Source organism: Escherichia sp. WS547 (assembly GCF_046486065.1).
Lineage (GTDB): Bacteria > Pseudomonadota > Gammaproteobacteria > Enterobacterales > Enterobacteriaceae > Escherichia > Escherichia coli.
This window is the reverse complement of record NZ_JBJQMA010000001.1, coordinates 288,678-300,942: the sequence shown is the minus strand read 5'-3', so window position 1 is coordinate 300,942 and position 12,265 is coordinate 288,678. Positions and strand designations below refer to the sequence as shown.

Here is a 12,265-nt window from a genome sequence, read left to right as displayed (position 1 = left end):
GTATGGTCTTACAGCACCAGTGCTGCGATTGACGCAGACAGCACACTCACCAGGGTAGAGCCGTAAACCAGCTTCAGACCGAAGCGAGAAACCACGTTACCTTGCTCTTCATTCAGGCCTTTAACTGCACCTGCGATAATCCCGATTGAAGAGAAGTTAGCGAAGGAAACCAGGAACACAGAGATGATGCCTTCAGCACGCGGAGAGAGTGTAGAGGCAATTTTCTGCAGATCCATCATCGCAACGAACTCGTTGGAAACCAGTTTGGTCGCCATGATACTGCCCACTTGCAGTGCTTCACTGGAAGGAACACCCATCACCCATGCAATCGGATAGAAGATGTAGCCCAGGATGCCCTGGAAGGAGATGCTGTAGCCAAACCAGCCAGTCACGGTGGCAAACAGTGCGTTCAGCGCGGCGATCAGGGCGATAAAGCCGATCAGCATCGCGGCAACGATAATGGCCACTTTGAAACCTGCCAGAATGTATTCACCCAGCATTTCGAAGAAGCTCTGACCTTCGTGCAGGTTGGACATCTGAATGTTCTCTTCGCTGGCATCAACACGGTAAGGGTTGATCAGCGACAGCACGATAAAGGTGCTGAACATGTTCAGTACCAGCGCCGCAACGACATATTTCGGCTCCAGCATGGTCATGTATGCACCAACGATGGACATCGACACGGTGGACATCGCCGTTGCAGCCATGGTGTACATACGATTACGGGAGATTTTGCCGAGGATATCTTTATAGGCAATAAAGTTTTCAGACTGACCCAGAATCAGGGAGCTGACGGCGTTAAAGGATTCCAGTTTGCCCATGCCGTTGACTTTGGAGAGCAGGAAACCAATTGCGCGGATAATCACCGGCAACACGCGAATGTGCTGGAGAATACCGATCAGTGCAGAGATAAAGACGATTGGGCACAGCACTTTCAGGAAGAAGAATGCCAGGCCTTGATCATTCATGCTACCAAAGACGAAGTTAGTCCCTTCGTTGGCAAATCCGAGCAGTTTTTCGAACATTTCGGAGAAGCCTTTCACGAAGCCTAAACCAACGTCGGAGTTCAGGAAGAACCACGCCAGTAACACTTCGATAACAAGCAGTTGAATAACATAACGGATACGAATTTTTTTGCGGTCGCTGCTTACCAGCAGTGCGAGAATCGCAACAACGGCAAGTGCCAGTACAAAATGAAGGACGCGGTCCATATTTGCTCCAAATATGAGGCAGGTTAAATTTCCGTGCACATTCTATGTAACATGGTTAAGGAAAACGAGATCTGACACACACTATAATGACGTCCTGTGACAAGCTTCAAAAATAGTGAGCTGTCATACATTTCTGCTATGTTGTGTATGGAAGCTGAAAGTTATGTAAATGTGCTAACATTAAACATAACCATAACATTCAAGTCATCAATCTTTTCGTAGTCATAATCCTGGTCTATCAGAGAAATCACCACAACCCATTTAAATGAATTTGATAATCATTCTCGTTTGGCATAGCATGAAACATAGCAAAGGCTATGTTTTAGAGGCACAAGATGACGAACTATCGCGTTGAGAGTAGCAGCGGACGGGCGGCGCGCAAGATGAGGCTCGCATTAATGGGACCTGCGTTCATTGCGGCGATTGGTTATATCGATCCCGGTAACTTTGCGACCAATATTCAGGCGGGTGCCAGCTTCGGCTATCAGCTACTGTGGGTTGTCGTTTGGGCCAACCTGATGGCGATGCTGATTCAGATCCTCTCTGCCAAACTGGGGATTGCCACCGGTAAAAATCTGGCGGAGCAGATTCGTGATCACTATCCGCGTCCCGTAGTGTGGTTCTATTGGGTTCAGGCAGAAATTATTGCGATGGCAACCGACCTGGCGGAATTTATTGGTGCGGCGATCGGTTTTAAACTCATTCTTGGTGTTTCGTTGTTGCAGGGCGCGGTGCTGACGGGGATCGCGACTTTCCTGATTTTAATGCTGCAACGTCGCGGGCAAAAACCGCTGGAGAAAGTGATTGGTGGGTTACTGTTGTTTGTTGCCGCGGCTTACATTGTCGAGTTGATTTTCTCCCAGCCTAACCTGGCGCAGCTGGGTAAAGGAATGGTGATCCCGAGTTTACCTACTTCGGAGGCGGTCTTCCTGGCAGCAGGCGTGTTGGGGGCGACGATTATGCCGCATGTGATTTATTTGCACTCTTCGCTCACTCAGCATTTACATGGCGGTTCGCGTCAACAACGTTATTCCGCCACCAAATGGGATGTGGCTATCGCCATGACTATTGCCGGTTTTGTCAATCTGGCGATGATGGCTACAGCTGCGGCGGCGTTCCACTTTTCTGGTCATACTGGTGTTGCCGATCTTGATGAGGCTTATCTGACGCTGCAACCGTTGTTAAGCCATGCTGCGGCAACGGTCTTTGGATTAAGCCTGGTTGCTGCCGGACTGTCTTCAACGGTGGTGGGGACACTGGCGGGGCAGGTGGTGATGCAGGGCTTCATTCGCTTTCATATCCCGCTGTGGGTGCGTCGTACAGTCACTATGTTGCCATCATTTATTGTCATTCTGATGGGATTAGATCCGACACGGATTCTGGTTATGAGTCAGGTGTTGTTAAGTTTTGGTATCGCCCTGGCGCTGGTTCCACTGCTGATTTTCACCAGTGACAGCAAGTTGATGGGCGATCTGGTGAACAGCAAACGCGTAAAACAGACAGGCTGGGTGATTGTGGTGCTGGTAGTGGCTCTGAATATCTGGTTGTTAGTGGGTACGGCGCTGGGGCTATAGTTCAACTGGCGTCGTACCAGGCATCACTGGCGGATGCGGCGTAAAACGCCTTATCCGCCCTATGCGTTAAAGAGACGGTTTGTAGGTCTGATAAGACGCGCTAGCGTCGCATCAGGCATTGTGCTCCATTGACGGACGCGTTTAATGGCGATGCCCATGTCCGCGGCCTTTTCCGCGATGATCGTCACGATCGCGCCAGCCTTCACGATAGCCACGCTCATACGCTTTACGCTTATCCCAGCCACGATGGTAGCCATTATCATGACGCCACCAGCGGTTCTTACGCCATTCATAATTGCGATGCCAGTAGTCACGGTCGCGCCAGTGACCACCGTCCCAGTAATTACCGTAATGATCGCGATCGCCAATTTGTAATTTGATTGATGGCAGTAGGGTGATTTCACCTGCGTTTGCCGCAAGCGGGGTAAATGCCATCAGGGCGGCCGCCAGAAACAGTGACCTGAACATTGTTATTCTCCTTCACGATCGAAGCCGTCAGCGGCCTGTTAACGCAATGTTACGGGGAGGTAAAGCCCTGTATCATCGCCATAACTCTTAAATCATAAAGGAGAGCATTTTTTGCTAAACGTTATCGTGGGGTGGCTGTTGCTTCGGACGATTGACCATCATCATCGGCTTACCTGCTAATAACAGCCAAGCCGGAAGCATGACGATACAGAGCAGCGGTAGCAATGTGGTATTGGGTACAACGACTGCCGCCATAAAAAGACTTAACCAGCCATCGCGTGTTACCACCAGCACGATGCCGAGAATAGCGCAGGAAACGGTTATTGCCGCTGGAACGGCGGGTACGTGCTCATACAGCATCAACCCTAATGCCACGCCGACAAACACTGCCGGGAAGATTCGCCCACCGCGAAAGCCACTGGCGGCAGCAACGACCAGGGCGGCAAGTTTAATTACCGCCAGCAAAAAGTAATCGCTGGTGCTGAAAGCCTGATTTGCCACCATCTGCTGCATCTCATCCAGCCCTTTAAACAGCGAAACTGGTCCACCAATAACCCCCAGAATACCGAGAATAAATCCGCCAATACCCAGCACGAGCACCGGATTTTTCATTTGATGCATCATCGCGTGCAACCGTGGTAAGCACCATACGGCGACCATCCCTGCTGCGATGGCAATCGCCGCGACAATTGCACCGCTGAGAATATCGGTCATTTCCATTTGTCCGTAATGCGCAATGGGCAGTGAAAAATGGGGATGGAAAAATAATCCGGTAGTAAGTGCACCAGCTGCTGCCGCCATTAACGGCGCAAAAAGACGATCCCATAGCGGAACTTCACTACTACCATTTAAGGTTTGCGAAAATATCAACGCCGCCGCAACAGGTGTGCCAAACAGCGCGCCGATGGTTCCGGCAGAGGCTAAAATAGTCCACTCCATTCGGTTGACGCGCGGTAACAGACGAGCGCCAATGGCAACCGCAAGGGCGATATTGACGGTCATGATCGGATGTTCTGGCCCCAGGCTGACGCCACCAGCAAGACCAAGAATTAATGCTACGATAAGTCCTGGTAGCGCAGAGGGCGGAACTGGTGCGCCGATCAGCGGTTCACAGGCGGGGTCTGGTCCGGCATGACCCTGGCTGAAACGGATAACCAACCCCACTGCAATACCCGTTAGCGTTAATACACCGATGATCCAGAGAGGTGAATCCTGGGCTATCCCCAGAGTTCCCGGCAGTCGTTGCCAGAGCAAATTCTGTAATACCGAGGCGATTTTCATCACCACAATCAGAATAAGACTGGACGCAATCCCAATTGCCACGGCGGGGAGCGATAATAACAACATGGTTCTGGCTCGCGGATGGAGCATGTTCTATTCCTTATGCGGGGTCAGATACTTAGTTTGCCCAGCTTGCAAAAAGGCATCGCTGCAATTGGTGCTGAAACGATAAAGTAATTGTGTGACCCAGATCGATATTTACAGGGAGCCTGCCTTTCCGGCGTTGTTGTTATGCCCCCAGGTATTTACAGTGTGAGAAAGAATTATTTTGACTTTAGCGGAGCAGTTGAAGAATGACAAAGTATGCATTAGTCGGTGATGTGGGCGGCACCAACGCACGTCTTGCTCTGTGTGATATTGCCAGTGGTGAAATCTCGCAGGCTAAGACCTATTCAGGGCTTGATTACCCCAGCCTCGAAGCGGTCATTCGCGTTTATCTTGAAGAACATAAGGTCGAGGTGAAAGACGGCTGTATTGCCATCGCTTGCCCAATTACCGGTGACTGGGTGGCAATGACCAACCATACCTGGGCGTTCTCAATTGCCGAAATGAAAAAGAATCTCGGTTTTAGCCATCTGGAAATTATTAACGATTTTACCGCTGTATCGATGGCGATCCCGATGCTGAAAAAAGAGCATCTGATTCAGTTTGGTGGCGCAGAACCGGTCGAAGGTAAGCCTATTGCGGTTTACGGTGCCGGAACGGGGCTTGGGGTTGCGCATCTGGTCCATGTCGATAAGCGTTGGGTAAGTTTGCCAGGCGAAGGCGGTCACGTTGATTTTGCGCCGAATAGTGAAGAAGAGGCCATTATCCTCGAAATACTGCGTGCAGAAATTGGTCATGTTTCGGCAGAGCGCGTGCTTTCTGGTCCTGGGCTGGTGAATTTGTATCGCGCGATTGTGAAAGCCGACAACCGCCTGCCAGAAAATCTCAAGCCAAAAGATATTACTGAACGCGCGCTGGCTGACAGCTGCACCGATTGTCGCCGCGCGTTGTCGCTATTTTGTGTGATTATGGGTCGTTTTGGCGGCAACCTTGCATTGACGCTGGGAACTTTCGGTGGGGTTTATATTGCAGGTGGCATCGTGCCACGTTTCCTTGAGTTCTTCAAAGCCTCCGGTTTCCGTGCCGCATTTGAGGATAAAGGGCGCTTTAAAGAATATGTCCATGATATTCCGGTGTATCTCATTGTCCATGACAATCCGGGCCTTCTCGGTTCCGGCGCACATTTACGCCAGACCTTAGGCCACATTCTGTAACTCCTTCCTGTTATATCGGGAGGTAACTCTCCCGATAATCTTTTAAATCATACAGTTAATTCAATTTTCCTTTGTGTCCCCTCACAAGGCCGACCTGCGTCACACTTCCGTGCAGCGGGATTAATTCTCCAGTAAATGCATTATTTGTCTGGTAACGGCGATTTGTTTTGCACGTTCATAATTTCACTCGTCAACTATCACTGAACGAGGAATTAACGATGAGTAAGAAACTGATTGCCTTATGTGCCTGCCCAATGGGCCTGGCTCACACCTTTATGGCCGCTCAGGCGCTGGAAGAAGCGGCGGTAGAAGCCGGTTATGAAGTGAAAATTGAAACCCAGGGTGCGGACGGTATCCAGAATCGTCTGACCGCGCAGGATATCGCCGAAGCGACCATCATCATCCACTCCGTGGCGGTTACCCCGGAAGATAACGAACGTTTCGAATCACGCGACGTTTATGAAATCACTTTGCAGGACGCAATTAAAAACGCTGCGGGCATCATCAAAGAAATCGAAGAGATGATTGCCTCTGAACAACAGTAATATTCGACAGGGATAATTGTTATGGCCATTAAAAAACGCAGTGCAACCGTTGTGCCTGGCGCATCCGGTGCGGCAGCGGCAGTTAAGAATCCGCAGGCCTCTAAAAGCAGCTTCTGGGGTGAACTCCCGCAGCATGTGATGTCAGGGATTTCACGCATGGTGCCGACCTTAATTATGGGCGGTGTGATCCTCGCTTTCAGCCAGCTGATTGCTTATAGCTGGCTTAAAATTCCTGCTGATATCGGCATCATGGATGCTCTTAATAGCGGGAAATTCTCCGGTTTCGACCTTTCCTTACTGAAATTTGCCTGGCTGTCGCAATCCTTCGGCGGCGTGTTGTTTGGTTTCGCCATTCCGATGTTTGCTGCATTTGTGGCGAACTCTATCGGTGGCAAACTGGCGTTCCCGGCTGGTTTTATCGGCGGCTTGATGTCTACCCAGCCGACGCAACTGCTGAACTTCGATCCCAGCACTATGCAATGGGCGACCTCTTCGCCGGTGCCGTCCACCTTCATTGGTGCCCTGATTATTTCTATCGTTGCTGGTTACCTTGTGAAATGGATGAACCAGAAAATCCAGTTACCGGATTTCCTGTTAGCGTTCAAAACCACTTTTTTGCTACCGATTCTTTCCGCCATTTTTGTCATGCTGGCGATGTACTACGTCATCACCCCCTTTGGCGGCTGGATCAACGGCGGTATCCGTACCGTGCTGACTGCCGCAGGTGAGAAGGGCGCGCTGATGTACGCGATGGGGATCGCCGCGGCGACAGCAATCGACCTTGGTGGCCCGATCAACAAAGCAGCTGGTTTCGTTGCCTTCAGCTTTACCACGGACCACGTATTACCGGTCACCGCACGTTCTATCGCTATCGTTATTCCGCCGATTGGTCTGGGTCTGGCGACCATTATCGACCGCCGTTTAACCGGCAAACGCCTGTTCAACGCTCAGCTTTATCCGCAGGGTAAAACCGCCATGTTCCTGGCCTTTATGGGGATCAGTGAAGGTGCGATTCCGTTTGCATTGGAAAGCCCCATCACCGCCATTCCGTCCTATATGGTCGGCGCGATTGTCGGCTCAACCGCTGCAGTCTGGCTGGGCGCAGTGCAATGGTTCCCGGAGTCCGCTATCTGGGCATGGCCGCTGGTCACTAACCTCGGCGTCTACATGGCGGGGATCGCGCTGGGGGCAGTCATAACTGCGCTGATGGTGGTGTTCCTGCGTCTGATGATGTTCCGTAAAGGCAAATTGTTAATCGATAGCCTGTAAGAAGGAAAATCCAGATGACATTACTCGCTTCGCTGCGTGACTGGCTTAAGGCGCAACAACTGGATGCGGTGCTTCTCTCCTCACGGCAGAACAAACAGCCGCATCTGGGGATCTCCACCGGATCAGGCTATGTGCTGATTAGCCGTGAAAGTGCGCACATTCTGGTGGACTCGCGCTATTACGCGGATGTAGAAGCCCGCACGCAAGGCTACCAGCTGCATTTGCTTGACGCGACGAACACGCTTACCACTATCGTCAATCAAATCATTGCCGATGAGCAGTTGCAAACGCTCGGTTTTGAAGGCCAGCAGGTATGTTGGGAAACCGCGCACCGCTGGCAGTCTGAACTCAATGCGAAACTGGTTAGCGCCACGCCGGATGTGCTGCGGCAAATCAAAACGCCAGAGGAGGTGGAGAAAATCCGCCTCGCCTGTGGGATTGCCGATCGCGGTGCTGAGCATATTCGCCGCTTTATTCAGGCGGGGATGAGCGAGCGCGAGATAGCCGCTGAACTGGAGTGGTTTATGCGCCAGCAGGGCGCAGAAAAAGCCTCTTTCGATACCATTGTCGCCAGCGGCTGGCGTGGGGCGCTACCGCACGGCAAAGCCAGCGACAAGATTGTTGCAGCGGGCGAGTTTGTCACTCTCGATTTCGGTGCGCTGTATCAGGGCTACTGCTCTGATATGACGCGTACCTTGCTGGTGAATGGCGAAGGGGTGAGCGCCGAATCTCACCCGCTGTTTGACGTCTATCAGATTGTTTTGCAGGCACAGCTCGCGGCAATCTCCGCGATTCGCCCCGGCGTGCGTTGCCAGCAGGTTGACGACGCCGCGCGCCGGGTGATTACAGAAGCCGGTTATGGCGACTATTTCGGTCATAACACCGGTCATGCTATCGGCATTGAAGTCCATGAAGATCCGCGTTTTTCACCGCGGGACACCACGACGCTACAGCCAGGCATGTTACTGACCGTGGAGCCGGGGATTTATTTGCCAGGGCAAGGGGGCGTGCGCATCGAGGATGTTGTGCTGGTCACCCCGCAAGGCGCAGAAGTGCTCTACGCCATGCCGAAAACAGTGTTGCTCACGGGAGAGGCATAATGGATTTATCGCTATTAAAAGCGTTGAGCGAGGCAGATGCGATCGCCTCCTCGGAACAGGAAGTGCGGCAGATCCTGCTGGAAGAAGCGGATCGCCTGCAAAAGGAGGTGCGATTTGATGGTCTGGGATCGGTGCTGATCCGCCTCAATGAATCGACAGGTCCGAAGGTGATGATCTGTGCGCATATGGATGAAGTGGGATTTATGGTGCGCAGCATCTCCCGCGAAGGGGCGATTGATGTGCTGCCAGTTGGTAACGTGCGCATGGCTGCCCGCCAGCTGCAGCCGGTGCGCATCACCACCCGTGAAGAGTGCAAAATTCCCGGTCTGCTTGATGGCGACCGGCAGGGAAATGACGTCAGCACCATGCGCGTGGACATTGGCGCTCGCTCGTATGACGAAGTGATGCAGGCGGGAATTCGTCCAGGCGATCGCGTCACCTTTGATACAACTTTTCAGGTTCTACCCCACCAGCGAGTGATGGGGAAAGCCTTTGATGACCGCCTCGGTTGCTATCTGCTGGTGACGTTACTGCGTGAGCTGCACGACGCCGAACTGCCTGCGGAAGTGTGGCTGGTGGCAAGTTCCAGCGAAGAGGTGGGATTACGCGGCGGGAAAACTGCCACCCGCGCGGTGTCGCCGGATGTCGCCATTGTGCTTGATACCGCCTGCTGGGCGAAAAACTTTGATTATGGCGCGGCTAACCATCGCCAGATTGGTAACGGGCCGATGCTGGTATTAAGCGACAAGTCGCTGATTGCGCCGCCAAAACTTACCGCGTGGATTGAAACCGTGGCGGCAGAAATTGGCGTACCGTTGCAGGCGGATATGTTCAGCAACGGCGGCACAGATGGCGGAGCGGTGCATTTAACTGGCACCGGCGTACCCACGGTGGTGATGGGGCCAGCGACGCGCCACGGACATTGTGCGGCATCGATTGCCGATTGCCGCGACATTTTGCAGATGCAGCAACTTTTATCTGCCCTTATTCAACGTCTTACGCGTGAGACGGTTGTTCAACTGACGGATTTCAGATGATCTCCTGATTAACCCGGAGCGGTTATGTTAACGATTCAATTTCTCTGTCCTTTGCCTAACGGTATTCATGCTCGTCCGGCGTGGGAACTTAAAGAACAGTGCAGCCAGTGGCAAAGCGAAATCACTTTTATTAACCATCGCCAGAACGCAAAGGCCGATGCGAAAAGTTCGCTGGCGCTGATTGGCACCGGCACTTTATTTAATGACAGTTGCAGCCTGAACATTAGCGGCAGCGATGAAGAGCAGGCGCGGCGCGTGCTGGAAGAGTACATCCAGGTGCGCTTTATCGACAGCGACAGCATCCAGCCAACACAGGCAGAACTGACGGCGCATCCGCTGCCGCGTTCATTAAGCCGTCTGAATCCTGATTTACTGTACGGCAATGTGCTGGCAAGCGGCGTCGGCGTGGGTACGCTGACCCTGTTACAGAGCGACAGCCTCGACAGTTATCGGGCCATCCCGGCCAGTGCGCAAGACTCCACCCGGCTGGAGCACAGCCTGGCAACGCTTGCCGAGCAACTGAACCAGCAGCTGCGTGAGCGTGACGGCGAAAGCAAAACTATCCTCAGCGCCCATTTGTCGCTGATTCAGGATGATGAATTTGCAGGCAATATCCGTCACCTGATGGCAGAACAGCATCAGGGGCTGGGGGCGGCGATCATCAGCAATATGGAGCAGGTTTGTGCCAAACTTTCTGCTTCTGCCAGCGATTATCTGCGCGAGCGGGTCAGCGACATTCGCGATATCAGCGAACAGTTACTGCATATCACCTGGCCGGAACTAAAACCGCGCAATAATCTGGTGCTTGAAAAACCGACTATTCTGGTGGCTGAAGATTTAACCCCAAGCCAGTTTTTGAGCCTCGATTTAAAAAATCTTGCGGGCATGATTCTGGAGAAAACCGGGCGCACCTCGCATACCCTGATTCTGGCCCGCGCCTCGGCGATCCCGGTACTGAGCGGCCTGCCGCTGGATGCGATTGCCCGTTATGCCGGGCAACCGGCAGTGCTTGACGCCCAGTGCGGCGTGCTGGCGATTAACCCGAATGACGCGGTGAGCGGTTATTATCAGGTCGCGCAGACGCTGGCGGATAAACGCCAAAAACAACAGGCGCAGGCTGCCGCGCAGCTGGCTTATTCCCGTGATAACAAGCGTATTGATATCGCGGCGAATATTGGCACCGCTCTGGAAGCGCCTGGCGCGTTTGCCAACGGCGCGGAAGGCGTCGGGCTGTTCCGTACCGAAATGCTCTATATGGATCGCGACAGCGCGCCGGACGAGCAGGAGCAATTTGAAGCCTACCAGCAGGTGCTACTGGCCGCGGGCGACAAGCCGATTATCTTCCGCACAATGGACATCGGCGGCGATAAAAGCATTCCTTACCTCAACATTCCCCAGGAAGAGAACCCGTTCCTCGGCTATCGTGCGGTACGAATTTACCCGGAATTTGCTGGCCTGTTCCGCACTCAACTGCGGGCTATTTTGCGCGCCGCCAGTTTCGGCAACGCCCAGTTGATGATCCCGATGGTCCACAGCCTCGATCAGATCTTATGGGTGAAGGGCGAGATCCAAAAAGCGATCGTTGAGCTTAAGCGCGATGGCCTGCGTCATGCAGAGACGATTACGCTGGGTATCATGGTGGAAGTGCCATCGGTGTGCTACATCATCGATCACTTCTGCGATGAGGTCGATTTCTTCAGTATCGGTTCTAACGATATGACCCAGTATCTGTATGCGGTCGATCGTAATAACCCGCGTGTATCGCCGCTATATAACCCGATTACGCCATCGTTCCTGCGCATGTTGCAGCAAATAGTTACCACTGCGCATCAGCGGGGCAAATGGGTAGGAATTTGCGGTGAACTGGGCGGTGAAAGCCGTTATCTGCCGCTACTGCTTGGGCTGGGCCTGGATGAGCTGAGTATGAGTAGCCCGCGCATTCCGGCGGTGAAAAGCCAGCTTCGTCAACTGGATAGCGAGGCGTGTCGGGAACTGGCACGTCAGGCGTGTGAATGTCGCAGCGCGCAGGAAATTGAAGCGTTACTCACCGCCTTTACGCCGGAAGAAGACGTTCGCCCGCTGCTGGCGCTGGAGAATATCTTCGTTGATCAGGCCGTTAGTAATAAAGAGCAGGCGATCCAGTTTCTGTGCGGCAACCTCGGCGTTAACGGGCGTACTGAACATCCGTTCGAGCTGGAAGAGGATGTCTGGCAGCGGGAAGAGATTGTTACCACCGGCGTTGGTTTTGGCGTAGCGATCCCGCACACCAAATCTCAGTGGATCCGTCATTCCAGTATCAGCATTGCCCGGCTGGTGAAACCGGTTGACTGGCAGTCAGAAATGGGCGAAGTCGAACTGGTGATCATGCTGACACTGGGCGCTAACGAAGGGATGAATCATGTGAAAGTCTTCTCGCAGCTGGCGCGTAAACTGGTGAATAAAAACTTCCGCCAGTCGCTGTTCGCCGCGCAAGATGCGCAAAGCATCCTGACGCTGCTGGAAACGGAATTAACCTTCTGAA

Annotated in this window: 10 protein-coding genes; 7 read left to right on the top strand and 3 right to left on the bottom strand. The window is 52.9% G+C overall.

Features of this window, described 5'->3' with window-relative positions; genetic code table 11:
• Window positions 1–8 precede the first annotated feature (8 nt).
• Window positions 9–1,211, bottom strand: coding sequence for a nucleoside permease NupC (gene nupC / locus ACJHWK_RS01320; RefSeq protein WP_000376337.1), 1,203 nt, complete (start codon window positions 1,209–1,211; stop codon window positions 9–11).
• A gap of 335 nt (window positions 1,212–1,546) precedes the next feature.
• On the opposite strand from nupC, the gene ACJHWK_RS01315 reads away from it, so the two are divergent.
• A complete protein-coding gene (locus tag ACJHWK_RS01315; RefSeq protein ID WP_000186369.1) occupies window positions 1,547–2,785 on the top strand; it encodes an Nramp family divalent metal transporter in 1,239 nt (412 codons plus the stop codon).
• Window positions 2,786–2,926: 141 nt separating this feature from the next.
• Here ACJHWK_RS01315 and ypeC read toward each other — a convergent pair whose 3' ends face one another.
• Both ypeC and ACJHWK_RS01305 read right to left on the bottom strand, forming a co-directional pair.
• The gene (ypeC, locus tag ACJHWK_RS01310; protein ID WP_000490072.1) at window positions 2,927–3,253 is read right to left on the bottom strand and encodes a DUF2502 domain-containing protein YpeC; all 327 of its coding nucleotides are present in this window, start codon (window positions 3,251–3,253) and stop codon (window positions 2,927–2,929) included.
• A 114-nt stretch (window positions 3,254–3,367) separates the two neighbouring features.
• Window positions 3,368–4,624, bottom strand: a complete 1,257-nt coding sequence (locus ACJHWK_RS01305) for an ion channel protein (RefSeq protein WP_064186613.1) — start codon at window positions 4,622–4,624, stop codon at window positions 3,368–3,370.
• Between the two features lie 203 nt (window positions 4,625–4,827).
• On the opposite strand from ACJHWK_RS01305, the gene glk reads away from it, so the two are divergent.
• The 6 genes from glk to ptsP all read left to right on the top strand — a co-directional run bounded on the left by glk (window position 4,828) and on the right by ptsP (window position 12,264).
• Window positions 4,828–5,793, top strand: a complete 966-nt coding sequence (glk, locus tag ACJHWK_RS01300) for a glucokinase (protein ID WP_000170351.1) — start codon at window positions 4,828–4,830, stop codon at window positions 5,791–5,793.
• 218 nt (window positions 5,794–6,011) lie between these two features.
• On the top strand, window positions 6,012–6,338 hold the full coding sequence (locus ACJHWK_RS01295) for a PTS fructose transporter subunit IIB (RefSeq protein ID WP_000038456.1): 327 nt from the start codon (window positions 6,012–6,014) through the stop codon (window positions 6,336–6,338).
• Between the two features lie 21 nt (window positions 6,339–6,359).
• A complete protein-coding gene (locus tag ACJHWK_RS01290; RefSeq protein WP_000985321.1) occupies window positions 6,360–7,607 on the top strand; it encodes a PTS fructose transporter subunit IIC in 1,248 nt (415 codons plus the stop codon).
• A 14-nt stretch (window positions 7,608–7,621) separates the two neighbouring features.
• Window positions 7,622–8,707, top strand: a complete 1,086-nt coding sequence (gene ypdF, locus ACJHWK_RS01285) for an aminopeptidase (RefSeq protein WP_001520969.1) — start codon at window positions 7,622–7,624, stop codon at window positions 8,705–8,707.
• Window positions 8,707–9,744 carry an aminopeptidase gene (ypdE, locus tag ACJHWK_RS01280; RefSeq protein WP_001520968.1) on the top strand — a complete coding sequence of 346 codons (1,038 nt, stop codon included), beginning with the start codon at window positions 8,707–8,709 and terminating at the stop codon, window positions 9,742–9,744. Before ypdF ends, ypdE begins: the two co-directional genes overlap by 1 nt.
• Before the next feature lie 24 nt (window positions 9,745–9,768).
• The gene (ptsP, locus tag ACJHWK_RS01275; RefSeq protein ID WP_001520967.1) at window positions 9,769–12,264 is read left to right on the top strand and encodes a phosphoenolpyruvate--protein phosphotransferase; all 2,496 of its coding nucleotides are present in this window, start codon (window positions 9,769–9,771) and stop codon (window positions 12,262–12,264) included.
• Window position 12,265: the final 1 nt, after the last annotated feature.